Source organism: Actibacterium sp. MT2.3-13A, assembly GCF_018139985.1.
Taxonomy (GTDB): domain Bacteria; phylum Pseudomonadota; class Alphaproteobacteria; order Rhodobacterales; family Rhodobacteraceae; genus JAGSOU01.
The window spans coordinates 177227-203881 of the sequence record NZ_JAGSOU010000001.1; the positions used below are offsets into that span (position 1 = coordinate 177227).

Sequence of the window (26655 nt, forward strand, 5' to 3'; positions counted from 1 at the left end):
AGCGCGACCTCGATCGGCACCCATTTCCGAAATGTTCTTTCTTCTAGAGGGAATCCCGGGTGTCATGCAACTGCGGCGCGTCGGGCGCCTCCCTCTCGTTGCATACGGGCCGCACCGCGCGGAGGCGGTGGCACTCCGCCCGCAACCGGGAGGAGAAACGCTGCGGCGCGATCAACGGGCCATCGCGCAGCGAGCGGCCGAACAGGCCGCCGCGCTGCTCCCACCAGCCGCCGGGGGTGAACCGCATGCGGTGATACAGCGCCGTGGGGCCGAACAGGAACAGCGTCACGCGCTGGCCGTCCGCGGCCATCTCGGCGGCGCGCCGGCGCAGCGCGCGCGCCTGCCAGGGACGCCCGGCCAGAACCGCGTGCGGCGCGGCCGGATGGGCAGGAAAGGGGCGGAAGGGGCTCGCCGGGCCGGGCAGCGGCGGCAGTTCCGGCAGGGGGCGCGTGGCGCCCTCGGCCAGGCCGCGCTCAAGGCTCGCCATCAGGCGCGCCACGTCGCGCGGCTCCAGCGTGCCGCGCAGCATGTGCTGCAGGGCGCGGCGGCGCTGCTCGGCGCGCAGCCCGGCCGCGGCCGCCTCCCGCGTCCCTTCGGGCGCGAATTTCCGCAGGAAACGGGCGGTGCTGGCGCCGATGTCATAAAGCGTCCGCGGCGCGCGCGCCGAATTCCGCCAGGCGCTGGCGGCGAAGCCGTGATGCACCTGCGCCAGCGGCACCAGCGCGGTGACCGCGCCGCGCCGCGCCAGCCGCATGTTCAGGTCGGTCTCATCAAGGAAATAGGTATAACCGGGGTCGAAGCCGCCCATGCCGGCCAGCAGATCGCGGCGGAAGGCCATGTTCGTGCCCTCGGTCTTGATCGCCCGCTCGGGCGTGCCCGCCAGCAGCGCGGGCGCCTCGCCCGTCAGCGCCACCGGGCTGTGGCGGCCCGTCGGGTCCACCGTTCGGCCCCGCCACTGGAAGGAGATCCCGTTACGCCCGCGCACATAGCCGCCCGCCGCCGCGACCTGCGGGTCGGAGAAGGGGGCGGCAAGGTGGCGCAGCCAGCTCGGTTCGGGCACGGCATCGTCGTCGATGAACGCCACGACCTCGCCCGCCGCCTGCGCCAGCCCCGCGTTGCGCGCGGCCGAGATGCCCCTGGCGGGCACATGGACGGATTTCACCACTTGCGCCAGCCCGATCGCGGCCACGGCCTCCAGCCCCGTCCGGTCGGCGGCGACGATGACCTCGAATTCGGGATGGTCGAGATAGCGCAGCCCGGTCAGGCAGAGCCGCAGCGCCGCGGGCCGGTCGTGGCTGACCACCACGACGCTGACCCGCGGCGCGAGGCTCATTCCACCCCCATCTGCGCCAGCATCGCCTCGATGCGCGGCTGGTCCTCGGGGTTGTTCAACTCCCAGAACTGGCGGCCGCGCGCCTCGACCTCGACGCAGAGGACGGGATGCTCGCGCTCCAGGAAGCGCAGCTGCTCCAGCCCTTCGAGGCGTTCCAGCGGCCCCGCCTGCCAGCGCGGATAGGCGGCCAGCGCCGAGGGCCGGTAGGCATAGCAGCCGACATGGTGGAAGACCGGCGTCGCGTCCCCGTCGGCGTAGGTCCTGCCGGTGTAGGGGATCACCTCTTTCGAGAAATAGAGCGCCTTGCGGTCCCAGCCGAAGACGGCGGTGGTGCCGCCCACGCGGCCCGCGCGGCGGTCGCCCAACAGCGCGTTCAGCGCGGCGCCGTCGCAGCGCAGCACGGGCGTCGCGACCTCGGCCACCGGATCGGCCTCCAGCCCGGCGATCAGTTCCTCGACGAACCACGCGGGCGTCAACGGCGCGTCGCCCTGCAGGTTGACCACGATGTCGTAGCCCCCGCCCAGGCGATCGAAGGCCTCGGCGCAGCGTTCGGTCCCGTTGGCGCAGCTTTCCGAGGTCATCACCACCTCGGCGCCGAACGCCTGCGCGGCATCGGCGATGCGGTCGTCGTCGGTGGCCACCACGACGCGGTGGCCGCCGGAGACCGCTATCGCCGCCTCCCAGGAGCGCCGGATCAGGCTTTTCACCTGCCCGCCCGCCCCTTTCAGCCCCACCAGCGGCTTGCCCGGATAACGGGTCGAGGCATAGCGGGCCGGAATGACGATCAGCGCGGCCATCACGCCTCCTTCAGATCGACGCCGGGAGCGTAGGCGATGAAGAAGGGGTTCCTGTAATCCGGTTTGCCATAGGTCAGCTCGCTGTGATCGTCGAAGCGGATCACCCGGCCGCCCGCGCCCAGCAGCACGGCGTGGCCGGCGGCGGTGTCCCACTCCATCGTGGGGCCGAGCCGCGGGTAGAGATCGGCCTCGCCCGTGGCCACCAGGCAGAATTTCAGCGACGAGCCGGCGCTGGTCATGTCCTTGGTGTTGTATTTGGCAATGTAGTCGTCGGTGGCCTGGTCGCGGTGCGACTTGGAGGCCACGACCACCAGCCCGCCGTTATCGGGAGCGGAGACATGGATCGGCCTGACCTCGCCCACGGTGTCGAGATCCAGCGCGCCGCTTTCCTCGACCGCCTTGCCGTCGGCCTGGGTGTAGAACAGACGGTTCTTCGCCGGCGCATAGACCACGCCGCGCACCGGCACCCCGTTTTCCACATAGGCGATGTTCACCGTGAACTCGCCCCGCCGCTTGACGAATTCCTTGGTGCCGTCCAGCGGATCGACGATCAGGAAGTTCTCGGCGCTCTCGGCGTGGCTGGCGGCCTGTTCCTCGGTCACCAGCAGGATGTCCGGGAAGGCCTCCCTCAGCGCCGCCGAGATCAGGGCATCGGCGGCTTCGTCGGCGGCGGTCACCGGGCTTTCGTCGGATTTCGAGCGCACCTCGAAATCATCGGCCTCGTAGATCTCCATGATCTTCGCGCCCGCTTCCAGGGCGGTCCGGCGGAAGACCCGCGCGAGTTCCTGATGGTCCAATTCCTGTCTCCTCATGTGCAAACATGTCCCGGCCGAAAACTCCCGGCACATTGTCAGAATTCCGCAACTCCCTTATGATCGCGCAGCACAAGAACAGCAACCCGCGCGGCCGGCGCGGGAGAGCGGTGGTCGAGCATGTTTGAACCCAGCAGACCCAGGACCCATGTCGGCGGGGCGTTTGAGCTATTGACGCTCATCTATCACGCTACCGTCCGCAACATCCGCAAGACCCACGGCAACGCCCTGATCGGGCTGCTGCTGAACATGATGCAGACCGTGATCTTCGTGCTGGCCTTCTTCGTCATGTTCTCGGTGCTGGGGATGCGCAACAACGCGGTGCGCGGCGATTTCATGCTTTACATCATGTCGGGGATCTTCCTGTTCCTGACCCATACCAAGGCGCTGGGCGCGGTGGTGGGGTCCGAGGGACCGGCCTCGCCGATGATGCAGCACGCGCCGATGAACACGATCATCGCCATCACCTCGGCGGCGCTGGGCTCGCTCTACATCCAGATCCTGTCGATGGTTTTCGTGATGTTCATCTATCACGCCGCCGTCACGCCCATTCACATCCACGATCCGGTGGGGGCGATGGGGATGCTGCTGCTGGCGTGGTTCTCGGGGGTGACGATCGGGCTGGTGTTCCTGGCGGTGAAGCCGTGGTTCCCGGGCTTCGTCGGCATCGCCTCGACGATCTATTCGCGCGCCAACATGATCGCCTCGGGCAAGATGTTCCTGGCCAACACGCTGCCGTCGACCATGCTGGCGATGTTCTCGTGGAACCCGCTGTTCCACGCCATCGACCAGGCGCGCGGCTATACCTTCATCAACTACAACCCGCATTTCACATCGGTCGGCTACCCGCTCTACCTGTCGCTGGCACTGCTGATGATCGGGCTGATGGGCGAGTTCTACACCCGCAGGCATGCCTCGCTCAGCTGGCAGGCCAAGCGCTAGTCGACCACCCTGAGCGTCAGGTTGATCCGCCCGCCGCGCGCCAGCAGGGCGGAGATGCCGGGCCGGATCCGGTCGACCCCGTGATAGACCAGCCGCGCGGCGCCCCCCATCACCAGAACGTCGCCTGAGCGCAGCCAGACGCTTTCGGTCGCGCCGCCGCGGGTCGGGTTGCCGATGCGAAAGAGCGCGTCGTCGCCCAGCGAGATCGAGACCACCGGATAGCTGAAATCCGCCTCGTCGCGGTCCTGGTGCATCCCCATCTTCGCGCCCTCGCCGTAGAAGTTGACAAGGCAGCAGTCGGGATCGCGCGCCAGCCCCGTCACCTGGCGCCAGACCGCCAGCACCCGTGCCGGGATCGGCGGCCAGTCGCCGCCCGAGGGGTGTTTCGGCGCGTAGCGGTAACCGCGGCGGTCGGAATACCAGCCATAGCGCCCGGCCGAGGTCATCCGCACCCGCATCGGCCTGCCGTCGGGCGTCATCGGCGAGAACAACGGCGCGGCCCCGATCAGCGCGCGCAGATCCTCGACCAGCGCGGCCTGTTCGGCGGGCGCCACCAGCCCGTCGAAGACCTCGACCCCGCGCAGCACGAGGGCGGGCCGGGGCCGCTCCGGCGCCGTCTCCTGTGCCACTGGGTCTTTCATGCCGCGCCCTCACATTTCCGTCATTGGCCCGGCTTGCAGGCCCCTACCCCCCCTCCTATATACGCCCGAGAGCCCGGTCGGGAACAAACCCGGCCGGTTTTGGGATCGGAGAGCGGAAGCCTTTTCAGGGTCCGTTCTCCAAAACATCGCCGAAAGAAGAGGTAGAGTAATATGGCCAAAGTCATCGGGATCGACCTCGGGACGACCAACTCCTGCGTTGCCATCATGGACGGCGCGCAACCCCGGGTTATCGAAAACGCTGAAGGCGCACGCACCACGCCCTCGATCGTCGCCTTCACCGACGACGAGAAACTGGTCGGCCAGCCGGCGAAACGCCAGGCAGTCACCAACGCAGAGAACACCATTTTCGCCGTCAAGCGCCTGATCGGCCGCCGCGCCGATGACCCGGCCGTGACCAAGGACAAGGAGCACGTCTCCTACAAGATCGTCGATGGCGGCAACGGCGACGCCTGGGTCGAGGTCAAGGGCGAGAAATACAGCCCCGCGCAGATCTCGGCCTTCACCCTTCAGAAGATGAAGGAAACCGCCGAAAGCTACCTGGGCGAGGAAGTTACCCAGGCCGTGATCACCGTTCCGGCCTATTTCAACGACGCCCAGCGCCAGGCCACCAAGGACGCCGGCAAGATCGCCGGCCTCGAAGTGCTGCGCATCATCAACGAGCCGACCGCGGCCGCGCTGGCCTATGGCCTGGACAAGAAGGAAACCCGCACCATCGCGGTCTATGACCTCGGCGGCGGCACCTTCGACATCACCATCCTGGAGATCGACGACGGCCTGTTCGAGGTGAAGTCGACCAACGGCGACACCTTCCTCGGCGGCGAAGACTTCGACATGCGGATCGTCCGCTACCTCGCCGACGAGTTCAAGAAAGAGAACGGCGTCGACCTGACCAAGGACAAGATGGCCCTGCAGCGCCTGAAAGAGGCCGCCGAGAAGGCCAAGATCGAGCTCAGCTCGAGCCAGCAGACCGAGATCAACCAGCCCTTCATCGCCATGGACCCGGGCAGCGGCACGCCGCTCCACCTGGTGATGAAGCTGACCCGCGCCAAGCTGGAAAGCCTGGTCGGCGACCTGATCAAGGCGTCGATCAAGCCCTGCCAGGCCGCGCTGAAGGATGCGGGCCTGTCCACCAGCGACATCGACGAGGTGGTGCTGGTCGGCGGCATGACCCGCATGCCCAAGGTCGTGGAAGAGGTCACCAAGTTCTTCGGCAAGGAGCCGCACAAGGGCGTGAACCCCGATGAGGTGGTCGCCATGGGCGCCGCCATCCAGGCCGGCGTGCTGCAGGGAGACGTCAAGGACGTCGTGCTGCTCGACGTGACCCCGCTGAGCCTGGGCATCGAGACCCTGGGCGGCGTCTTCACCCGCCTGATCGACCGCAACACCACGATCCCGACCAAGAAGAGCCAGATCTTCTCGACCGCCGAGGACAACCAGAACGCGGTGACGATCCGCGTGTTCCAGGGCGAGCGCGAAATGGCCGCGGACAACAAGCTGCTGGGCCAGTTCAACCTCGAGGATATCCCCCCCGCGCCGCGCGGCATGCCGCAGATCGAGGTGACCTTCGACATCGACGCCAACGGCATCGTGTCGGTCTCGGCCAAGGACAAGGGCACCGGCAAGGAGCACAAGATCACCATCCAGGCCTCCGGCGGCCTGTCGGATGACGAGATCGAGCAGATGGTCAAGGACGCCGAGGCCAACGCCGAGGCCGACAAGGCCCGCAAGGAGCTGGTCGAGGCCCGGAACCAGGCCGAAAGCCTCATCCATTCGACTGAAAAGTCGATGGAAGAGCATGGCGACAAGGTCGATCCGACCACCATCGAGGCGATCGAACTGGCCATCGGCGCGCTGAAAGAGCAGCTGGAGGGCGACGATGCCGGCAAGATCAAGTCGGGCATCCAGAACGTCACCGAGGCCGCGATGAAGCTGGGCGAGGCCATCTACAAGGCCGAGCAGGAGAAGGCCGGCGAGGCTGCGCCCGAGGGCGACGACGAGCCGCGCGGTGTCGATGACGACATCGTGGATGCCGACTTCGAGGACCTGGACGACGACAAGCGCGCCTGAGCGCGGCGGAACCCTTGCGGCCGGCCCGGGGCACACCGGGCCGGCCCTCGCGTTCCCTAAAGGGGGATAGCTGATGCCAAAACGCGACTATTACGAGGTTCTGGGCGTTGAGCGCGGCGCGTCGGCCGAAGAGATCAAGAAAGCCTATCGCCGCAAGGCGAAAGAGCTCCATCCCGACCGCAACTCCGACAAACCCGACGCCGAGGCCCAGTTCAAGGAAGTGAACGAAGCCTATGACGCGCTGAAGGACCCCGAGAAAAAGGCGGCCTACGACCGCTACGGCCACGCCGCCTTCGAGGGCGGCATGGGTGGCGGCCCGCGCCCCGGCGGCGGCTACGGCCAGGGCGATTTCGCCTCGGCCTTTTCGGACGTGTTCGACGACCTGTTCGGCGACTTCATGGGCGGGCGCGGCGGTGGCGGCGGCGGCCGGCAGCGGGCCGCCCGCGGCTCCGACCTGCGCTACAACCTGCGCATCAAGCTCGAAGAAGCCTATGCCGGCATGCAGAAGACCATCACGGTTCCGGCCTCGGTCTCCTGCGATGTCTGCCACGGCACCGGCGCCGAAAGCGGCGCCGAGCCCAGCGCCTGCCCGACCTGCTCGGGCATGGGCAAGGTGCGCGCGCAGCAGGGCTTCTTCACGGTCGAACGCACCTGCCCCACCTGCGGCGGGCTCGGCCAGATCATCAAGAACCCGTGCAAGGCCTGCGGCGGCGCGGGGCGGGTCGAGAAGGAGCGCTCGCTCAGCGTCAACATCCCCGCGGGGGTGGAGACCGGCACCCGTATCCGGCTGGCCGGCGAGGGCGAGGCCGGGCTGCGCGGCGGGCCGTCAGGCGATCTCTACATCTTCATCGAGGTGAAGGATCACCCGATCTTCGAACGCGACGGCCAGAACCTCTATTGCCGGGTGCCGGTGTCGATGCCGACGGCGGCGCTGGGCGGCGAGGTCGAGGTGCCGACCATCGACGGCGGCCGAAGCCGCGTGAAGATCCCCGCGGGCAGCCAGTCGGGCAAGCAGATGCGCCTGCGCGGCAAGGGCATGCCGTCGCTGCGCGGCGCGCTGCCGGGCGACATGTTCATCGAACTGGCGGTGGAAACCCCGGTGAACCTGACCGCCAGGCAGAAAGAGCTGCTGCGCGAGTTCGACAAGCTCAGCGAGGACAACAACCCCGAGACCTCCGGCTTCTTCGACAAGGTGAAGGGGTTCTGGGACGGGATGAAAAGCTGAACCGTTAACCAAACGTTCAGCACCTTCTGAAAGGGTCGGCGCATGCGCCGGCCCTTTTCCTTTTCCGAGGCCCCCCTGCCGCTGTTCGAGGCGGATGCGACGGCCCCGACCCTGCCCCAGGGCGGGCGTCTGCCCTCCTATATCAAGGATCACCGCAAGCGGCTGCGCGAACGCTTCATGCAGGGCGGCGCGGCGGCGATGCCCGATTACGAGATGCTGGAACTCGTGTTGTTCCGCGCCATCCCGCGCGCCGACGTGAAACCCCTGGCCCGCGCCTTGCTGGAGCGTTTCGGCGATTTCAACGGCGTCCTCTCCGCCCCGCCCGCCCGCCTGCGCGAGGTCAAGGGCGTGGGCGAGGCGGTGCTGCAGGAACTGAAGATCGTCGAGGCCGCGGCGCACCGGCTGGCACGCGCGCGGGTGATGGAACGGCATGTGATCTCAAGCTGGGACGCGGTGCTGGACTATTGCCACACCACCATGGCCCACCGCGAGACCGAGCAGTTCCGCATCCTATTTCTCGACCGAAAGAACGTGCTGATCGCCGACGAGGAACAGGCCCGCGGCACCGTCGATCACGTCCCCGTCTACCCGCGCGAGGTGGTCAAGCGGGCGCTGGAGTTGAACGCCAGCGCGCTGATCCTGGTGCACAACCACCCCTCGGGCGACCCGACGCCCTCGGAGGCCGATATCGCCATGACCGCGCAGATCGAGGCCGCCGCGCAGGCGCTGGGGCTGAGCGTGCATGACCACCTGATCATCGGCAAATCGCGCGAGCTGAGCTTCCGCGCCGAGGGCTATCTCTAGCGCAGCCAGACCTCGACCCGGCGATTGACGCCGCGGCCCCATTCGCTGTCGTCGCAGGCCATGGGCAGCGCCTCGCCAAAGCCTTCGACCGTCAGGCGCAGCCGTTCGGGATCGGCCAGCGCGGCGGCCGCGCGCACCGCGTCGCGCACGCCTTGCGCGCGGCGCAGGGCGATGCGGCGGTTGGCCTCCGCCCCGCCCTCGCCGTCGGAGAAGCCGACGAAGATCAACTCGCGCCCGTCGAAGGCTCCGCCCTCAAGCGCGCGGGCCAGATCGGCGACGTTGCCCGCCGACTGCGCGTCCAGCGTGGCCGAGCCGCCCCGGAACCGGAAGCTGGTGGTCAGCCGCGCGGCGCCCTTCAGCGCACCCAGCATGCGCTGCAATTCGCCGAGGCCCACCTCGGGCCCGGCCTGGGCGATGGCGTTGGCCAGCCGCTCGCCCTGCTCGGCCAGCGGGATTTCCTCGCGCGCCTGGTCGGTGAACCCGGCCCGGCGCACGACGATCTGCGCGGCGGGGCTGGGCAGGAAATCGAGAAACTCGCGCGCCAGCAGCGGCAGGCGGCGCGCGGGCGTGTAAAGGAACAGCGGCGCGGCAAAGGGATAATCCTCGGCCTTTAGGCTGCGGCGGGTCGGTTGCGGGCTCATGCCGCAGGCGCCGGCGATCCGCAGCACCCGCGCGTTGCCGGTCTCCGACAGGCGCGTCACCGCCAGCCCCAGCGGATCGCGCGCCACCGCGTCGGCCAGAGCGGCATCGTCGTCATGGCGGCGCAGGCCCGCGCCCAGACGCACCCCGGCGGGCGCGAGCAGGCGGTCGGCGACCAGCTCCTCCAGCCCCGATCCGCGCGCGGGCCCATGCAGCACGACCGGCTCCGCGCGGCCCGGCCACCGGGCCTCCTGCCCCGACAGCAGCGCGACCAGCGCGCCCACCGTGATCTCGCGCAGCGGGTTGCGGGGCGACACCACGGGCACCAGCGCATCGAGCGCCACGATGCGGCTGCGCGCCGGGTCGGTCAGGTCGCCCAGCCCCGCCTCGCGCCCACGCGCGGCCTCGTCCGGCCGCACCTCGCGCATGGCCATCGCCATGTCCGCCTCGCCGGCCAGAAGATCAGCAAAGCCCTCGGCGCTGGTGCTGAGGCGAAAGGCGACGCGCGCCGCGTCACGGCCGGTTTCGGGCTGGCTGAGCACATAGGTGAAATTTTCGTCGTCCTGCACCAGCCGGCGAGAGGTCAGCCCGCGCCGAGCGGCGAAGGCCTCCAGCAGCGCGGGCATCAGCACCGCGCCCATGCTGCGCGCGCCCGACAGGGTGAAGGTGGCGACAAAGGCCTCCAGATCCGGGCAGCCGGGCCCGTCGCAGAGCACCGCCTGGCTGTCCAGCGTCAGCACGCCATAGACGGTATCGACCCGGTAGAACTCTCCGTCGAAGGACAGCAGCGTGCCGCTGATCTCGACCCCGCCGTCGCGCGAACTCAGCGTCACGTCCTGCGCCGTCGCGGCCGCGGGGGCCAAGAGGAAAAGCGCGGCGAAAACCGCCGCGCCCAATAGCGTCCGGATCATCTGTTCTGGCTGCCTCGCGTCAATTGCGCGCGAGTTTCATGTCTGGCAGCAGGTTTTTCAACACCAGAAATTCTCCCACCGCCTCGCAGCCCGGCATGTAGAGCGTCAGCGCCGCCGGCCGCAGCCCGCCCTCGGGGCCGGGACGCAGGGTTTCGGCCTCGACCTCGTGGCCGCAGCTCTCGGGCGTCACCTCGGCCTCGATGCTGAGGCGCACCGCGCCGTCATGCGGCCCGGTGCCGCGCGGATAGCTGTAGACCTCGGCCAGCATCGGCTGCGCGAGGTCGGCATCGCCCAGCCGCACCAGGAAGCCGCCCGCGCCCCCGGCGCCCGCCTCGGGCGTGGAGGGCGCACCGGCCCAGACATGGCCGGGCGCGCCGGTGGTGGCGCCGGCCTCGTAGGCATGGATCTCCATCCCGGCCCGGCCCTGCCATTGCAGCGCGGCATGCGCGTAGTCCGCCGCCTCGGGCACACGGGCCACGGCGCTGGCCGTGCTGCCGTCGGGCAGCGACACCAGGAAGGCCGCCTGTTCGCGCAGCGCGGGCAGTGCCACGCTCAGCATGCCCGCCGAATCGCTGCGCGCGGCGAAGCGCAGGGCGTCGTGGTAGACCGCGACCCGCGCGCCGGGCTGGCAGGGGGCGTCGAGATGCAGCGTGACCATGCCGCCCGGCGCGGGCTCCGCGCGCAGCGTGGTCTCGCAGCTCAGCCCGTACTGGTTGAATTTCTGGGCATCGGTCCGGGGCGCGGCGTAGCCCTCGTCCAGCGCCGCGACGCGGCGCGGCAGGTCCGCCTCGACCGGCGCCGGGCCGGGCTGGCCGGCCCTGTCCCGCGGCAGCGCCGGCAGAGACGATGCGGTCGCCGGCCCGGCCACCGACCGGTCCGGCTGGGCAGCCAGCGGCACCACGGCGACCGGCTCCAGCACGGCGGTGCTGGCGGCGGCGGGCCGCGGCGCGGCGGGCCGCGGTTTCATCATTGCCAACAACGCGCCATCGGGGTGCACGAACTGGCCGATCACAGCGGCCGCAACCAGCGTCGCCCCGGCCGCCAAAAGCCTGCGCTTGAGCGCCATGTCTGCCTCCTTACCTGGTAGCTCGGGAGGAAAGCTATGGGCCGAAAGGGGCGCGGACATGGCGAAACGGGGGTCTGTTCATGCCCCCGAAACAGCAGGTTTCCAGGAAATGTGGCAGGGCGGCGCGCCGCGCCGGGGCGCCGCCCAGGTTTTGCCCGAAATCCGCGGCCCGGTCAGACCAGCTGGCCGTGGCAGTGCTTGAACTTCTTGCCCGACCCGCAGGGGCAGGGATCGTTGCGGCCCGGGTTGCCCCAGGTGGCGGGGTCGTTCTCGTCGAATCCCGCAGCCAGCGGCTCGGGGGTCTCGGCGGCCTCGGGCACGGCGGCGGCGGCCTGAAGGGCCTTTTGCTGCTGCATCAGCTGGGCCATCAGCTGCGCCTGCTCCTCCTCGGTCAGCGGGCGCACCTGGCCGAGCTTCTGCGTGACGTCCTCGCGCAGCGAGTTCAGCATCGATTCGAACAGGGCGAAGCTTTCGGTCTTGTACTCGTTCAGCGGGTCGCGCTGCGCGTAGCCGCGGAAGCCCACGACCGAGCGCAGGTGCTCCAGCGTCAGCAGATGCTCGCGCCATTTGGTGTCGATGGTCTGCAACAGCACCTGCTTTTCGATGTTGCGCATGTTCTCGGGGCCGAACTGCGCCGCCTTGGCGGCCATCTGCTCGTCCGAGGCCTTGCACAGGCGCTCGCGGATGTCGTTGTCGTCCACGCCCTCCTCGTCGGCCCAGGCGATCACCGGAACGTCGAGGTTCAGCCGCTCGATCACCGCGGCATAGAGACCCTCTGTGTTCCACTGGTCGTGATAGGAGCGCTCGGGGATGTATTCGTCCACGAGGTCGTCGATCACCTGGTGACGCATGTCCTGCACGATCTCGCTGAGGTCCTCGGCCTCCATGATCTCGCGGCGCTGGGCGAAGATCACCTTGCGCTGGTCGTTCATCACGTCGTCGAATTTCAGCAGCTGCTTTCGGATGTCGAAGTTGCGCCCCTCGACCTTGGCCTGCGCGCGCTCCAGCGATTTGTTCACCCAGGGGTGCACGATCGCCTCGCCTTCCTTCATGCCCAGCGTCGACAGCACCTTGTCCAGCCGGTCCGAGCCGAAGATCCGCATCAGGTCGTCCTCGAGGCTGAGGAAGAAGACCGAACGCCCCGGGTCGCCCTGCCGGCCCGAGCGGCCGCGCAACTGGTTGTCGATCCGGCGGCTTTCGTGCCGTTCGGTGGCCAGCACGAAGAGGCCGCCGGCCTCCAGCACCTTGGCCTTCTCGTCGGCGTGCTCGGCCTCGATCTTGGCGCGGATCTCGTCGGGGTGCGCCCCGGGGTCGGCGTCCAGCGCCTCCAGCACCTTCAGTTCGACATTGCCGCCGAGCTGGATGTCGGTGCCGCGGCCGGCCATGTTGGTGGCGATGGTCACCGCGCCCAGTCGCCCGGCCTCGGCCACGATCTTGGCTTCCTGCTCGTGGTGGCGGGCATTCAGCACGTTATGCGGGATCTCGGCACTTTTCAGCATCTCCGAGAGCATCTCGGACTTTTCGATCGAGGTGGTCCCGACCAGCACCGGCTGGCCCTTGGCATGCGCCTCCTTGATGGCCTCGATGATCGCCTCGAATTTCTCGCGTGCGGTGCGGTAGACCTGGTCGTGCTCGTCCTCGCGGGCGATCGGGCGGTTGGTGGGCACCTCGACCACGCCGAGGCCGTAGATCTCGGCGAATTCCTCGGCCTCGGTGAGCGCGGTGCCGGTCATCCCGGCGAGCTTGTCGTAGAGGCGGAAATAGTTCTGGTAGGTGACCGAGGCCAGCGTCACGTTCTCGGGCTGGATGGTGACGCCCTCCTTCGCCTCGATCGCCTGGTGCAGACCGTCCGACAGGCGCCGGCCGGCCATCATCCGGCCGGTGAACTCGTCGATCAGCATCACCTCGCCGTTGCGGACGATGTAATCCTTGTCCTTCTGGAACATCTTGTGCGCGCGCAGCGCCTGGGTGGCGTGGTGCACGATCGTCGTGCTTTCGGGATCGTAGAGCGACTGGCCCTCGGGCAGCAGCCCCATGCTCTGCAGCTGCTCCTCCATGAACTCGTTGCCCTCGTCGCTGAAGGTGACGTTGCGGGCCTTTTCGTCCATCGTGTAATGCGCGTCGGTCAGCAGCGGCACGATCTGGTTGATCGCCACATAGAGGTCCGAGCGGTCCTGGCTGGGGCCGGAGATGATCAGCGGCGTGCGCGCCTCGTCGATCAGGATCGAATCCACCTCGTCGACGATGGCGTAGTGATGCACGCGCTGCATCATGTCCTTGAGCTCGGCCTTCATGTTGTCGCGCAGGTAGTCGAAGCCCAGCTCGTTGTTGGTGGCGTAGGTCACGTCGCAGGCGTAGGCCGCGCGCTTTTCCTCCTCGGGCTGGTGCGAATAGATCACGCCGCAGCTCATGCCCAGCTGGTTGTAGACCTTGCCCATCCAGTCAGCGTCGCGCCGGGCGAGGTAGTCGTTGACGGTGACCACATGCACGCCCTTGCCGGTCAGCGCGTTGAGATAGGCCGGGAAGGTCGCGACCAGGGTCTTGCCCTCGCCGGTCTTCATCTCGGCGATATTTCCCTGATGCAGGAAGATCCCGCCCATCAGCTGCACGTCGAAGGCACGCAGGCCCAGCGCGCGGCGGGCCCCTTCGCGGCAGTTGGCGAAGGCTTCGGGCAGCAGCGCGTCCAGGTCCTCGCCGGCCTTGGCGCGCTCGGCCAGTTCCCGGGTCTTTTCCTTGATCCCCTCGTCGCTGAGGGCTGCGAACTCGGGCTCGAGCGCGTTTATCTTCTCGATCAGCGGGCGGGTGGCTTTGACCTTGCGATCATTCGGCGTGCCAAAAACCTTTTTGGCGAGTGTTCCAAAGCCCAGCATGTTTTCTCCGCTCGGATAGCCTCGTTGACGGGATCGTGTGAGACGATGCCTTGTCCGCCCTCGCCCGCGCCCTTAGGAAGGGGAGTGAAACAAGGGGCAGCCCGGCGCTCTCGGTCCTGAAAGCGATGTAAGGGGCTGCCTCTATAGTGTCAACGTTGCCCGCCCCAAGGGCGAAAATGGAGTTGCCCTAATGCCGAAATCGTCCCGTTTCCTGCTTGCCGCCGCCGTATCCCTTGGCCTGGCGCTGCCCGCGCTGGCCGAACCCGCCGCCGGTACGGTGGTCGCGACTGTCGGCGACGAGACGATCACGCTGGGCCACATGATCCTGATGACGGCTCAGCTGCCGCAGGAATACCAGCAGCTCCCCGACGAGGTGCTCTATGACGCGGTGCTCGATCAGCTGATCCGCCAGACCGCCGTCGCCCAGACCATCGAGGGCAAGCTCTCCACCGAGGCGCAGCTCGCGATGGAGAACGAGCGCCGCTCGTTCCTGGCCGGCGAGGCCCTGAGCCTGCTGGCGCAGAGCGCCGTCACCGACGAGGCGCTGAAGGCCGCCTATGACGAGCGTTTCGCCAATGCCGCGCCCGAGCTTGAATATAACGCCTCGCACATCCTGCTGGAGACCCAGGAAAAGGCCGCCGAGGTGCGCGCCGAGATCGCTGCCGGCGCCGATTTCGCCGAGATGGCCAAGACCCACTCGACCGGCCCGACCGGTCCCACCGGCGGCGCGCTGGGCTGGTTCAGCAAGGGCATGATGGTCAAGCCCTTCGAGGACGCGGTGACCGCGCTCGAGGTTGGCCAGCTGTCGGAGCCTGTCCAGACCAGCTTCGGCTGGCATGTCATCACCCTGAACGAAACCCGCGAAAAAGCGACCCCCGCGCTGGAGGAGGTCCGCGGCGAACTCGCCGGCCAGATCCAGCAGGCCGCGATCACCGAGGCGCTGGACGAGATCACCGCCGCCGCCGCCGTGACCCGCAGCGAGGAAAAGATTGACCCGGCCGAACTGCGTAATATGGAATTGCTGAAAGACTGATCCCTCACGGAAAGACACGCCAATGGCCGGGACGAAAGACAAGGACGCCACCGAGGACAAGAAGGCAAAGACCGGCCGCAAGGCCGAGATCAAGGCCTTGCGCCAAAAACTGTCCCGGCTGCGCAAGAAGCTGAAAAAGGCCAAGGCGGCGCTGGTTGAACCCGTGACCGCCGCGCCCGCCGTCTCGCCGCTGGCGCCGCCCGCCTTCCCGGACCTGCCGGTGATCGATGGCGCCGAATTCGCCGCCATCGCCGCCGGGGTGCGCTACAAGGGCCGGACCGACGTCATGCTGGCGCGGCTTGCGCCGGGCACGCGGATGGCGGGGGTCTTCACCCGCTCGGCCACGCGCTCGGCCCCGGTGCTGGATTGCGAAGCCAAGATCGGCGCCGACAGCGACGAGGGCGCCGCGATCATCGTGAACTCGGGCAACGCCAACGCCTTCACCGGCAGCAACGGGCAGGAGGCGGTGGCCGCCATCGCCGCCGCCGTGGCCGCGGCCACCGGCGTGCCGCAGTCGCGGGTGTTCTCCTCCTCGACCGGGGTGATCGGCGAGCCGCTTCCGCATCAACGCATCACCGCCGCGCTGGACGACCTGACGGCAAAGCTTTCGTCCGAGGCAATGCCCGAGGCGGCCCGCGCGATCATGACCACCGACACCTTCCCCAAGGGCGCCTCGGCCACGGTCGAGATCGACGGCGAGACCGTGCAGATCGCCGGCATCGCCAAGGGCTCGGGCATGATCGCGCCGGACATGGCGACGATGCTGGTTTACATCTTCACCGACGCGAAGATCGCGCGCGCGCCGTTGCAGCGCATCCTGTCGCGGCTGACCGACGAGACCTTCAACTGCATCACCGTGGACGGCGACACCTCGACCTCGGACACGCTGCTGCTGGCCGCGACCGGCCGCAGCAAGGCGCCCGAGATCACCGATCTGCGCTCCAAGGCGTCCAGGGATTTCGCCGAGGGGCTGAAGACCGTGATGCTGGATCTCGCGCATCAGGTGGTGCGCGACGGCGAGGGCGCCACGAAATTCGTGGAGGTGGCGGTGACCGGCGCCGATTCGGACGCCGACGCGCACAAGGTCGCGATGGCGATCGCCAACTCGCCTCTGGTGAAGACCGCGGTGGCGGGCGAGGACCCGAACTGGGGCCGAGTGGTGATGGCGGTGGGCAAATCCGGCGCCAAGGCCGACCGCGACCGGCTGGCAATCCGCTTCGGCGACATCCTTGTCGCGGAAAAGGGCTGGGTCGCCGAAAGCTACACCGAGGAGGCCGGCGCGGCCTACATGAAGCGGGCCGAACTGGTGATCTCGGTCGATCTGGGGCTGGGCGCGGGCCGCGCCACCGCCTGGACCTGCGACCTGACCAACCGCTACATCGAGATCAACGCCGATTACCGCTCATGAAGGTGGTGCTGGTTTCGGCGGTCGCGCTGATCGATGCAGATGGCCGGGTGCTGCTGGCGCAGCGCCCGGAGGGCAAGTCCATGGCCGGGCTGTGGGAGTTTCCCGGCGGCAAGGTTGAGGCCGGCGAATCCCCCGAGGACGCGCTGATCCGCGAGCTGCACGAGGAGCTGGGGATCGACACCTGGGCCAGTTGCCTGGCCCCGCTGACCTTCGCCAGCCACACATACGACGACTTCCACCTGCTGATGCCGCTGTTTGCCTGCCGCAAGTGGCAGGGAATCGTGCAGGCGCGCGAGGGGCAGGCGCTGAAATGGGTGCGCCCCGAGGCGCTGCGCGACTATCCCATGCCGCCGGCGGATATTCCGCTGATTCCGATCCTGCGCGACTGGCTTTGAGCCCGGCGCTCGGCGAAAAACCGCGCGCGCGTTTCAAAAAACGCCCGTGAATCCCTCAATTACGACTATAGTGCGACAGTTTTTTGTGGAATTTATGAAAATTGGACTTATGAACTGACCAATCGCATCATTGCACGGGGATTGAAAATGTTGCGCACGATCGTAATCGGAAGCTGTGTTTCCGTTCAGGGGGCATTTGTGCGCGCCCTGGCGAACGGCAAGATCGTCGTTCGCGATGGCGAACGTCTCTTTGTCGGCCGGCCTGTCGGACAGGCATCCTAACCACTCACACTCACACTCACGGACAAGGAAAGGGGACGCTGCCGTTCAGGCAACGTCCCCTTTCTTTTTCCGGAACCGGCGGCGGATCAGGCGAGCGTGCGCTCGACCTCCTCGCGCTCGAAGATCTCGATGACATCGCCGGGGCGGATATCGTCGTAATTCTCGAAGGCCATGCCGCATTCCTGGCCCGACTGGACCTCGGCGACCTCGTCCTTGAAGCGCTTCAGCGTCTTCAGCGTGCCCTCGTGCACCACCACGTTGTCGCGCAGCAGACGCACGCCGGCCGAACGCCGCGCCACGCCCTCGGTGACCAGACAGCCCGCGACCTTGCCCACGCCGGAGACCTTGAAGACCTCCTTGATCTCGGCATAGCCGATGAACTTCTCGCGGATCTCGGCGCTCAGCAGGCCACTTGCGGCGGCTTTCACGTCATCCACGAGGTCGTAGATCACGCTGTAATAGCGGATCTCGACGCCCTTCTGGTTGGCGGCGTTGCGCGCCGGCGCGTTGGCCCGGACGTTGAAGCCGAAGACCGGCGCCCCCGAGGCCTCGGCCAGGCCGATGTCGGTCTCGGTGATGGCGCCCACGCCGGCATGCAGCACGCGCACGCGGACCTCTTCGTTGCCGATCTTCTCCATCGCCTGGACGATCGCCTCGGCCGAGCCCTGCACGTCGGCCTTCACCAGGACCGGCAGCTCGGCGACGTTCTCGTCCTCCTTGGCCTTGGCCATCAGCTGTTCTAGCGTGGTGGCGGCCCCGGCGGCGGCGCGCTTCTCCTTGGCGGCGTTGTGGCGATATTCCGCGATCTCGCGGGCCTGCGCCTCGGTCTCGACCACGTTCAGAACGTCGCCCGCCTCGGGCGTGCCGTTCAGGCCCAGAACCTCGACCGGAACCGAGGGGCCGGCCTCACTCACGCGCTCGCCCTTGTCGTCGATCAGCGCGCGCACCTTGCCCCACTGTTCGCCGACGACGAAGATGTCGCCCTGCTTCAGCGTGCCGTTCTGCACCAGGACGGTGGCCACGGGACCGCGGCCGACATCCAGCTGCGCCTCGATCACGGCGCCCTGGGCGGCGCGGCTCGGGTTGGCCTTCAGCTCCAGGATCTCGGCCTGCAGCGCGATGGCCTCCAGCAGTTCGTCGAGGCCCTGGCCGGTATGGGCCGACACCTCGACATCCTGCACCTCGCCGGACATCGCCTCGACGACGACCTCGTATTGCAGCAGTTCGGCGCGCACCTTGTTGGCGTCGGCGGCGGGCTTGTCCATCTTGTTGATGGCCACGATCATCGGAACCCCGGCCGCCTTGGCGTGGTTGATCGCCTCGATCGTCTGCGGCATGACCGAGTCATCGGCCGCCACCACCAGAACCACGATATCCGTCACCTGCGCGCCGCGGGCGCGCATCGAGGTGAAGGCCGCGTGGCCCGGCGTGTCGAGGAAGGTCAGCGTGGTGCCGCTGTCGGTCTGGACCTGGTAGGCGCCGATATGCTGGGTGATGCCACCGGCCTCGCCCGCGACGACCTTGGCGTTGCGGATCGCGTCCAGCAGCGAGGTCTTGCCGTGGTCGACGTGGCCCATGATGGTGATCACCGGCGGGCGGGCCACCAGATCCTCGGGCTTGTCCTCGGCGGTCTCGATGACCTGCTCGACGTCGGCGGCGGACACGCGCACGACCTTGTGGCCGAACTCCTCGACGATCAGTTCCGCCGTGTCGGCGTCGATCGGCTGGTTCTGCGTGACCATCATGCCCATTTTCATCAGCGCCTTGACCACGTCGGCCACGCGCTCGGCCATGCGGTTGGCCAGTTCCGAGACCACGATGGTCTCGGGCACCTGCACGTCGCGCACGACCTTTTCGCGCTCCATGCTGCCGCCCATGGCTTTCTGGCGCGCACGCTCCTGCTTGCGCTTCATCGCGGCGAGCGAGCGCTGGCGCCCGCCTTCACCGCCCGTCAGGGCCTGGTTCAGCGTCAGCTTGCCCGCGCGGCGGCCGGCGTCGTCGCGGGCCTTGCCGCGCGCCGGGCGCTCTTCGCGGGTCTCGCGTTCCTTGCGCGGCGCGGGCTTGGGCCCGCCACGGGGCGCTTCGGGCGCGGCGGCGGCCGCGGCCGGTTCCTCGGGCTGCTGGGGCGCCGGTTTCTCGGCGGCGCGCTGCTTGGCCTCTTCGGCCTCGAGGCGCTGGCGCTCGTCTTCCTCGGCCTTGCGGCGCGCGGCTTCCTCGCGTTCGCGCTCTTCGCGCTCCTTCGCCTCGATCTCCTCGCGGCGGCGCTGGCGCTCTTCCTCGCGGCGCTTTTCCTCATCGGCGCGCTGCTTGGCCTCTTCGACCTCGCGGGACTTGGCCAGTTGCAACGCCTTCAGGCGACGCTCCATCTCGGCATCGGAGATGCCGGCCGGGCGCTTGGAGGGGTCGCCGGCATGCGCGGCGCCGCCTGCGCCTTTGCCTGCGCCGGGTTTCGGAACGACAACGCGTTTGCGCTTGGTCTCGACCACCACGTTCTTCGTCCGCCCGTGGCTGAAGCTCTGCTTCACCTGGCCGGACCGGGGGCCGCCGCGCAAACCGAGGGTTTTCTTGCCGTCATTATCGCTCATATGGTCTTCGTACCTTTCGCAGGGGCCTGACCCCCGTCCTTTCCGCGCACGCCTGAAAGCTTGGCTGCATCCTCTACAACACGCGTCGTGAGTCCGCCAGCGCGAAGCGCGCCATGTATCACATGTTCCCGCCCGAATGCCAAACCCAATTCGTCTGACGTCAGGCATCCAATAAATGTCCCCTCCCCGGGGGGTGGGCGCAACTTGCTCTTGCCGCGCTCCGATCCGTCGCTGGCCTGGATCAGGACGGTTGCCTCACCGCTGTCCAGCCAGCCCTTCACCTTTTCATAGCCGGCGATCGCGTCGCCGGCCTTGCGGGCAAGCGCCAATCCCTCGGTCACCCGCCGCAGCAGCCCGGCCTCGACCTGGGCGACCAGGTCGTCGGGCAGCACGACCGCCTGTTTCGCGCCACGGGCGAACAGGCGCTTCTTCACCGCCTGTTCCAGCGCGGCCCGCTCGGCCGAGACCCAGATGCCCCGGCCGGGCAGCTTGCCCATGAGGTCGGGGACGATCACGTCCCCCGGCCCCACGACGAAGCGGATCAGCCCGGCCGCCGGCCGGACCTCGCCGGTGGCGATGCAGCGACGCTCGGGCGCGTCGCGCTCCTTTTTCCGGCCACCGCGTCCCAATGCGCGCTCCCCGGGGCCTGCGATCAGGCCCCGGCCTCCTCGTCATCGCCTTCTTCGGCCTCTCCGGCCTCCAGCTCTTCGGGATCGACCCAGCCAAGCTGGATTCGGGCAGTCATCACGAGGTTCTGCGCCTCTTCAAGGCTGACATCGAATTTCTCGAGCACGCCCTCGTCCTTGACGCGCTCGCCATCGACCGTGGTCCAGCCGCCGGCCAGTTCCCAGTCGGCGCAGGTGGCGAAGTCTTCCAGCGTTTTCACGCCGTCCTCGGCCAGTGCCTCAATCATCTGGGGTGTCAGGCCCTCGAAATCAACCAGGCTGTCCTCGACGCCCAGCTCGCGGGCATGTTCCAGCGCCTTGCGGTTCATCTCGTCGAGATGGTCGCGGGCACGGGCCTGCAGCTCGCTTGCGGTGTCCTCGTCCACGCCGTCGATCACCAGCAGTTCGTCCACGTCCACATAGGCCACCTCTTCGAGCGAGGTGAAGCCCTCGGCGACCAGCAGCTGGGCGAAGAACTCGTCCAGGTCCAGCGTATCCATGAACAGCTTGGTGCGCTCCTCGAACTCGGCCTGGCGACGCGCCGATTCCTCGGCCTCGGTCATGATGTCGATGTCGAGCCCGGTCAGCTGGCTCGCCAGGCGCACGTTCTGGCCGCGCCGGCCGATGGCCAGCGACAGCTGCTCGTCGGGCACCACAACCTCGATGCGGTTGGCCTCCTCGTCGATCACCACCTTGGTGACCTCGGCCGGCTGAAGCGCGTTGACCAGGAAGGTCGCCTGATCCTCGTTCCACGGGATGATGTCGATCTTCTCGCCCTGCAGTTCGTTCACCACGGCCTGCACGCGGCTGCCGCGCATGCCGACGCAGGCACCCACCGGGTCGATCGAGTTGTCATAGGAAATGACCCCGATCTTGGCCCGCGAGCCCGGGTCGCGGGCCACGGCCTTGATCTCGATGATGCCGTCGTAGATTTCCGGCACTTCCATCTTGAAGAGTTCCGCCATGAATTCCGGCGCCGTGCGGGAGAGGAAGATCTGCGGACCCCGCGCCTCGCGGCGGACATCCTTGATGTAGCAGCGGATGCGGTCGTTCGGGCGATAGCTTTCGCGGCCGATCTTCTCGTTGCGGCGCAGGATCGCCTCGCCGCGGCCCACGTCGACGATGACGTTGCCGTATTCCTCGCGCTTGACGACGCCGTTGATGATGGTGCCGACGCGGTCCTTGAATTCCTCGTATTGCCGGTCGCGCTCTGCCTCGCGGACCTTCTGCAGGATCACCTGCTTGGCCGACTGCGCGGCGATCCGGCCCATCTCCACGGGCGGCACCTCGTCGCGGATCTCGTCGCCCACCTTGGGGTCGTCAAGATACTGCTTGGCCTGCTCCACGGTCAGCTCGGCCTGGTAGTTCTCCAGTTCGTCATCGGCCACCACGGTGCGCACGCGGGTAAAGGCCGCCCGCCCGGTCTTGCGGTCGATATGGACGCGGATGTCCATCTCCGAGCCATAGCGCGACTTCGCGGCCCGGGCGAGGCTTTCCTCCATCGCCTGCACCACCAGATCGGGGTCGATCATCTTCTCGCGGGCCACGGCCTCGGCGGTTTGCAGCAGCTCCAGCTGGTTTGCAGAGGTAATTGCCATCTCAGTTCTCCTCGGAAGCGGCCCCCTCGGGCGCGTCACTGTCTTCTGTTTCGATCTCGTCGAACGCGTCTTCGTCCACGATGCCCGCGGCCTTGCGGCTGCGCAGCATCTCCGCGATCAGCTCGTCGGTCAGCACCAGCTTGGCCTCCGACAGCCAGTCGAATTTCAGCCCGATCGTGCCCTCGGGGATGGTGATCAGCACCTCGTCGCCCTCGGTCCCGGCCAGCGCACCCTTGAAGCGGCGGCGCCCGTCGATCAGTTCGGAGGTCTCGATCTTGGCCTCGAAACCCTCCCAGGTGTCGAAATCCTTCAGCCGGGTCAGCGGCCGGTCGATCCCGGGGCTGGAGACCTCCAGCGTGTAGTTCTCCTCGATCGGGTCCTCCACGTCCAGCACGGCGGAAACCGCGGTCGAGATCTCGGCGCAGTCATCGACCTCGATCCCGCCCTCGGGGCGCTCGGCCATGATCTGCAGGGTCTTGGTCTGGCCACCCATCAGGCGGATGCGCACCAGCTCGAACCCCATGCCCTCTAGGACGGGCTGGAGGATCTCGGCGAGGCGCCGGTCGATGGCGGCTTTGGCGATCAGGTCGTTCATGAATTCCAAACACAAAAAAACGGGCACGCGGCCCGTTGATGTTTCCCGGTGGAGCGCCGGGGGTGGAGACCGGCACGCCGCTGTTGAAACTGCATATACGCCGCAACGCCGCAGAGTTCAAGGCCAAGCGCCGCCCGCCCCTTCTTCTTGGTCAAAATACTCATTTCCAGGATCCCGACCCACACCGCCCGGCGCAGGGCGCGGGACGCCTCCGGCGGGAGTATTTGGACCAAGAAGAAGAAGTCACAGCCCCAATGCCACCGCCTGGCGCTGCACGCCGCGGGTGGCGCGCACCAGTTCGGCGCTGATGCCCGGCTCGCTCAGCGCGTGGCCGGCGAGCGGCACCATCCGCAGATCGGCCCGGCTCCAGCGCTGCGCCAGGTCCCAGGCCGAGGTGGGCGGGCAGATCATGTCGTAGCGGCCCTGCACGATGGTGGCCGGGATGTGCTGGATCAGCGGCAGATCCTGCAGGATCTGGCCGTCGCGCTCCAGCCAGCCGGCGTGTTTGAAGTAATGATTCTCCAGCCGGGCGAAGGCCCGGGCGTATTGCGCCGGCGCCTCGCCCACCGGGCCGTCGTTGGAAACCGAGGCCAGCGCGTTCTCCCATCCCGCCCAGGCACGGGCATAGCGCGTCTCAAGCATCATGTCGCCCGAGAACAGCCGCTTGTGATAGGCGCCGATCATGTCGTGCCGTTCGTCCGCCGGGATCAGCTCGGCGAAGCGGGCCCACAGATCGGGCCAGAACCGCCCCGCGCCGCCGCCGTAGAACCAGTCGAGCTCGGCCCGGGTCATCAGGAACACGCCGCGCAGCACCAGATGGGCGGCGCGGTCGGGATGGGTCTGGGCGTAGATCAGCGCCAGCGTCGCGCCCCAGCTGCCGCCGAAGATCACCCAGCGTTCGATCCCCAGCGTCTGGCGAATGGTCTCGATGTCGCGGACCAGATGCCAGGTGGTGTTGGCCTCGACGCTGGCATGCGGGCGCGAGCGGCCGCAGCCGCGCTGGTCGAACAGGATGATGCGGTACTCCGCCGGGTCGAAATAGCGCCGCATCGCCGGACTGCAGCCGCCGCCCGGTCCGCCATGCAGCACGATCACCGGGATGCCCGAGGGGCTGCCGGATTGCTCGACGTAGATCTGGTGGCCATCGCCCACGTCCAGCATGCGCTGGTCGAACGGGTCGATCGGCGGAAAAAGATGATGCGTTGCGCGTTTTTGGCCTGCGGACCTGTCCATAATCGCCCTATATAACGCCCAGACGCGCGCCGGAAAGCGCGCCTCCCCACAAGACCCGAACGGAGCAAGCGATGCAACCCGCCCAGACCACCGTCGACCAATCCGAAGTTGCCAAGTTCGAGGCCATGGCTGCCGAATGGTGGGACCCGAACGGCAAGTTCAAGCCGCTGCACATGCTCAACCCCTGCCGGCTGGACTATATCGCCGCGCAGATCGCGGCGGAGTTCGGCCGCGACCTGACGCAGGAGAAGCCCTTCGAGGGGCTGCGCCTGCTGGACATCGGCTGCGGCGGCGGGCTGCTGAGCGAGCCAATGGCGCGGCTCGGGGCCGAGGTGGTGGGCGCCGATGCCGCCGGCGGCAACATCCCCGTGGCCCGCGTCCATTCCGAGCAGTCGGGCCTTGCCATCGACTACCGCCACACCACGGCCGAGGCGCTGGCCGCCGCCGGAGAGCAGTTCGACGTGGTGCTGAACATGGAGGTGGTGGAGCATGTCTCGGATCCGCTGGCCTATCTCACCGCCTGCCGGCAACTCCTCAGGCCGGGCGGGCTGCACATCTGCTCCACCATCAACCGCAACGCCAAGAGCTTTGCCGTGGCCATCGTGGGGGCGGAATATGTGATGCGCTGGCTGCCCAAGGGCACGCATGAGTGGAACAAGTTCATCACGCCGGATGAGCTTTTCGCGCTGCTGGAACAGGCGGGGCTGCGGCCGGTGGACCGCAAGGGCTTCGTCTTCAACCCGGTGTCGTGGCAGTGGAAACTGTCGGACCGCGATCTCAGCGTGAATTACGTCACCGCCAGCGTGAAGCCGGGCTGAGCCCCGGCGTCAGGCGAATTTCAGCCCCATCACGCCCACCGCGATCAGCAGCACCGAAACCAGCCGCAGCGCCGAGGCGCTGTCGCCGAAGAAGGTGACGCCCACGGCAAAGGTGCCCACCGCGCCGATGCCCGTCCAGACGGCATAGGCCGTCCCGATGGGAATGCTGCGCTGTGCATAGAGCAGCAACGCCCCGCTGGCCGCCATGCAGAACACGGCGAACAGCAGCCACAGCGGCCTGCCCCCCGCGCCGGACCAGCCGTTCTTCAGGCCCACGGGCCAGCCGATCTCGAACAGGCCGGCGGCGATCAGGCTGAGCCATGCTGCGCTCATCACATGTTTCCCCTCTCGATGGTTGCGCGGGGGCCGGCCTAGCCCGGCTCGCCCAGGCGCTGGCGGAGGGCGCGCAGCACCGGCAGGGCGGCGCGCACCTTGTCGGCGCCGATATCGGCCACGACTTCCTGGATGATCGGCGAGACGGCGGCGATGGCGGCGTCGCGGGCCTGCCGGCCCGCCGGGCTGATCGACACCATCTTGCGCCGCGCGTCGTCCCAGTCGGGGCGGATATGCACATGGCCCGCCCATTCCAGCTTGTTCAGGGTGTTGGTCATCGCCCCGCGGGTGACGTGGAACGCCTGCGCCAGCTGCGCCGGGCTGCGCTCCTCGCCCACGCGGGCGAGGTGGTTGAGCACGGTGAAATGGCTCAACTCCATGCCCTTGGGCAGGGCCTTGCTCAGCCGGCTGCGCGCCAGCTGGTCTGCCATGAACAGCTCGCCGAACAGCGAAACGGCCAGGGATTCTGATTCGGGTGTCTCGCTCACGTCGGCAGCTCGAACTCGCGGTCATGGGTCAGGGCGGGTATCCTTCTTCGTGCCCCGTCCACCTCGGCGCGGTCAAGATCGACATAGAGGGTGCAGGGCGCCTCGCCGGCGCGGGCCAGCACCTCGCCCCAGGGCGCGATGGCCAGCGCATGGCCCCAGGTCTGGCGCGGTTTGCCCTCGCGGGCCCTGTGCGTGCCGCATTGCGCAGGGGCCAGCACATAGCAGCCGGTCTCGATCGCGCGGGCGCGCAGCAAGCTCTCCCAATGCGCGGCACCGCTGACCGGCGAAAAGGCCGCAGGGACGGTCAGCACCTCGGCCCCGGCCCTGGCCAGCGCGCGGTAGAGATGCGCGAAGCGCAGATCGTAGCAGATGCTCAGCCCCAGCCGGGCGAAGGGCGTCTCGGCCACCACCGCGCGCGTGCCGGGACGGAAGCCGTCGGATTCGCGATAGGTCTCGGTCTCCGAGATCGCCACGTCGAACATGTGGATCTTGTCGTAGCGCGCGACGATCGCCCCCTCGGGCGAGATCACGAAGGAGCGGTTGGCGAACCGCCCGTCGGGGTCGTCGGTCTTGAGCGCGAGCGATCCGATCAGCAGCCACAGACCCAGCCGCGCCGCCTCGTCCCGCAATCCGGCCAGCACCGGGTCGTCGCCCTCGTGGCGCAGCACCGCGCGCTGGTGCGCCCGGCTGGCCGAGACACAGTTGGTCACCTCGGGCGTCAGGACGAATCCCGCGCCCTCGCCCGCCGCCTGCGCCATCCCGGCGCGCACCGTGGCGAGGTTCTCGCCCGGGTCGTCGCTGGAATTGATCTGGAGCAGGGCGGCGCGCATGGCTCAGGCCTGCTGCAGCAGCGGGTCAAGCTTGCCGGCGCGCTCCAGCGCGTAAAGATCGTCGCAGCCGCCGACATGGGTCTCGCCGATGAAGATCTGCGGCACGGTATAGCCGCCATTGGCGCGGGCCATCATTTCCTGCCGGCGGTCGGGGTCGCCCGCGACGTCGATTTCGTTGAAGCTGACCCCTTTCGAGGACAGCAGGCGCTTGGCCATGAAGCAGAAGCCGCAGGTCGGCGTGGTGTAGAGTTCAACGGGTTTCAT

The 26655-nt window shown here is 68.1% G+C and carries 24 protein-coding genes; 8 read left to right on the forward strand and 16 right to left on the reverse strand.

The window, feature by feature from the left end; genetic code table 11:
- Positions 1-43 precede the first annotated feature (43 nt).
- The 3 genes from KCI33_RS00885 to cysQ are packed head-to-tail and all read right to left on the reverse strand — an operon-like array spanning position 44 to position 2927.
- Positions 44-1333 carry a glycosyltransferase family 2 protein gene (locus tag KCI33_RS00885; RefSeq protein WP_212522856.1) on the reverse strand — a complete coding sequence of 430 codons (1290 nt, stop codon included), beginning with the start codon at positions 1331-1333 and terminating at the stop codon, positions 44-46.
- Positions 1330-2130 carry a manno-octulosonate cytidylyltransferase gene (locus KCI33_RS00890; RefSeq protein ID WP_212522857.1) on the reverse strand — a complete coding sequence of 267 codons (801 nt, stop codon included), beginning with the start codon at positions 2128-2130 and terminating at the stop codon, positions 1330-1332. Before KCI33_RS00890 ends, KCI33_RS00885 begins: the two co-directional genes overlap by 4 nt.
- Positions 2130-2927 (reverse strand): 3'(2'),5'-bisphosphate nucleotidase CysQ, encoded by a 798-nt coding sequence (cysQ, locus tag KCI33_RS00895; protein ID WP_212522858.1) that lies wholly within the window; start codon positions 2925-2927, stop codon positions 2130-2132. The genes KCI33_RS00890 and cysQ overlap by 1 nt, the downstream gene beginning before the upstream one ends.
- A 135-nt stretch (positions 2928-3062) precedes the next feature.
- Between cysQ and KCI33_RS00900 the strand changes: the two genes are divergently transcribed.
- Complete coding sequence (locus KCI33_RS00900; protein WP_212522859.1) at positions 3063-3884, forward strand: ABC transporter permease; 822 nt, start codon at positions 3063-3065, stop codon at positions 3882-3884.
- Here KCI33_RS00900 and KCI33_RS00905 read toward each other — a convergent pair.
- Positions 3881-4525 (reverse strand): alpha-ketoglutarate-dependent dioxygenase AlkB, encoded by a 645-nt coding sequence (locus KCI33_RS00905; protein ID WP_212522860.1) that lies wholly within the window; start codon positions 4523-4525, stop codon positions 3881-3883. The genes KCI33_RS00900 and KCI33_RS00905 overlap by 4 nt on opposite strands.
- 171 nt (positions 4526-4696) lie before the next feature.
- Between KCI33_RS00905 and dnaK the strand changes: the two genes are divergently transcribed.
- The 3 genes from dnaK (at position 4697) to radC (ending at position 8642) form a co-directional block, all read left to right on the forward strand.
- Positions 4697-6613: a molecular chaperone DnaK gene (gene dnaK / locus KCI33_RS00910; protein WP_212522861.1), complete on the forward strand. Its 1917-nt coding sequence runs from the start codon at positions 4697-4699 to the stop codon at positions 6611-6613.
- 73 nt (positions 6614-6686) lie between these two features.
- Positions 6687-7838: a molecular chaperone DnaJ gene (gene dnaJ / locus KCI33_RS00915; RefSeq protein ID WP_212522862.1), complete on the forward strand. Its 1152-nt coding sequence runs from the start codon at positions 6687-6689 to the stop codon at positions 7836-7838.
- A 42-nt stretch (positions 7839-7880) separates the two neighbouring features.
- Positions 7881-8642, forward strand: coding sequence for a DNA repair protein RadC (gene radC, locus KCI33_RS00920; protein ID WP_212522863.1), 762 nt, complete (start codon positions 7881-7883; stop codon positions 8640-8642).
- On the opposite strand, the gene KCI33_RS00925 is transcribed toward radC, so the two are convergent.
- From KCI33_RS00925 to secA, 3 genes are all read right to left on the reverse strand, one after another.
- The gene (locus KCI33_RS00925) at positions 8639-10192 is read right to left on the reverse strand and encodes a phosphate ABC transporter substrate-binding/OmpA family protein (protein WP_212522864.1); all 1554 of its coding nucleotides are present in this window, start codon (positions 10190-10192) and stop codon (positions 8639-8641) included. The genes radC and KCI33_RS00925 overlap by 4 nt on opposite strands.
- 19 nt (positions 10193-10211) lie before the next feature.
- The gene (locus KCI33_RS00930) at positions 10212-11258 is read right to left on the reverse strand and encodes a translocase (RefSeq protein ID WP_212522865.1); all 1047 of its coding nucleotides are present in this window, start codon (positions 11256-11258) and stop codon (positions 10212-10214) included.
- A gap of 173 nt (positions 11259-11431) precedes the next feature.
- Entirely contained in the window at positions 11432-14128 is a 2697-nt protein-coding gene (gene secA, locus KCI33_RS00935) for a preprotein translocase subunit SecA (protein WP_212522866.1), read from the reverse strand.
- A 190-nt stretch (positions 14129-14318) separates the two neighbouring features.
- Here secA and KCI33_RS00940 point away from each other — a divergent pair, with 190 nt between their 5' ends.
- Genes KCI33_RS00940 through KCI33_RS00950 form a run of 3 tightly spaced genes read left to right on the forward strand, consistent with a single transcriptional unit; the run spans position 14319 to position 16964 of the window.
- A complete protein-coding gene (locus tag KCI33_RS00940) occupies positions 14319-15161 on the forward strand; it encodes a peptidylprolyl isomerase (RefSeq protein WP_212522867.1) in 843 nt (280 codons plus the stop codon).
- Positions 15162-15183: 22 nt separating this feature from the next.
- Complete coding sequence (gene argJ / locus KCI33_RS00945) at positions 15184-16569, forward strand: bifunctional glutamate N-acetyltransferase/amino-acid acetyltransferase ArgJ (protein WP_212522868.1); 1386 nt, start codon at positions 15184-15186, stop codon at positions 16567-16569.
- The gene (locus tag KCI33_RS00950) at positions 16566-16964 is read left to right on the forward strand and encodes a (deoxy)nucleoside triphosphate pyrophosphohydrolase (protein WP_212522869.1); all 399 of its coding nucleotides are present in this window, start codon (positions 16566-16568) and stop codon (positions 16962-16964) included. Before argJ ends, KCI33_RS00950 begins: the two co-directional genes overlap by 4 nt.
- A 368-nt stretch (positions 16965-17332) precedes the next feature.
- On the opposite strand, the gene infB is transcribed toward KCI33_RS00950, so the two are convergent.
- The 5 genes from infB to pip all read right to left on the reverse strand — a co-directional run bounded on the left by infB (position 17333) and on the right by pip (position 23922).
- Positions 17333-19831: a translation initiation factor IF-2 gene (gene infB, locus KCI33_RS00955; RefSeq protein WP_212522870.1), complete on the reverse strand. Its 2499-nt coding sequence runs from the start codon at positions 19829-19831 to the stop codon at positions 17333-17335.
- The gene (locus tag KCI33_RS00960) at positions 19828-20460 is read right to left on the reverse strand and encodes an RNA-binding protein (RefSeq protein WP_212522871.1); all 633 of its coding nucleotides are present in this window, start codon (positions 20458-20460) and stop codon (positions 19828-19830) included. Before KCI33_RS00960 ends, infB begins: the two co-directional genes overlap by 4 nt.
- Before the next feature lie 23 nt (positions 20461-20483).
- Positions 20484-22094, reverse strand: coding sequence for a transcription termination factor NusA (gene nusA / locus KCI33_RS00965; protein WP_212522872.1), 1611 nt, complete (start codon positions 22092-22094; stop codon positions 20484-20486).
- Position 22095: 1 nt separating this feature from the next.
- Positions 22096-22689 carry a ribosome maturation factor RimP gene (gene rimP / locus KCI33_RS00970; RefSeq protein WP_212522873.1) on the reverse strand — a complete coding sequence of 198 codons (594 nt, stop codon included), beginning with the start codon at positions 22687-22689 and terminating at the stop codon, positions 22096-22098.
- A 243-nt stretch (positions 22690-22932) separates the two neighbouring features.
- Positions 22933-23922, reverse strand: coding sequence for a prolyl aminopeptidase (gene pip / locus KCI33_RS00975; protein WP_212522874.1), 990 nt, complete (start codon positions 23920-23922; stop codon positions 22933-22935).
- A 71-nt stretch (positions 23923-23993) separates the two neighbouring features.
- On the opposite strand from pip, the gene ubiG reads away from it, so the two are divergent.
- Positions 23994-24740 carry a bifunctional 2-polyprenyl-6-hydroxyphenol methylase/3-demethylubiquinol 3-O-methyltransferase UbiG gene (ubiG, locus tag KCI33_RS00980; protein WP_212522875.1) on the forward strand — a complete coding sequence of 249 codons (747 nt, stop codon included), beginning with the start codon at positions 23994-23996 and terminating at the stop codon, positions 24738-24740.
- A 9-nt stretch (positions 24741-24749) separates the two neighbouring features.
- Here the strand turns inward: ubiG and KCI33_RS00985 are convergent, their stop codons facing one another.
- Genes KCI33_RS00985 through grxC form a run of 4 tightly spaced genes read right to left on the reverse strand, consistent with a single transcriptional unit; the run spans position 24750 to position 26655 of the window.
- Entirely contained in the window at positions 24750-25073 is a 324-nt protein-coding gene (locus tag KCI33_RS00985; protein ID WP_212522876.1) for a multidrug efflux SMR transporter, read from the reverse strand.
- 38 nt (positions 25074-25111) lie between these two features.
- A complete protein-coding gene (locus KCI33_RS00990) occupies positions 25112-25504 on the reverse strand; it encodes a MarR family transcriptional regulator (RefSeq protein ID WP_212523080.1) in 393 nt (130 codons plus the stop codon).
- 53 nt (positions 25505-25557) lie between these two features.
- Positions 25558-26391, reverse strand: a complete 834-nt coding sequence (locus KCI33_RS00995) for a carbon-nitrogen hydrolase family protein (protein WP_212522877.1) — start codon at positions 26389-26391, stop codon at positions 25558-25560.
- A gap of 3 nt (positions 26392-26394) precedes the next feature.
- On the reverse strand, positions 26395-26655 hold the full coding sequence (grxC, locus tag KCI33_RS01000; RefSeq protein ID WP_212522878.1) for a glutaredoxin 3: 261 nt from the start codon (positions 26653-26655) through the stop codon (positions 26395-26397).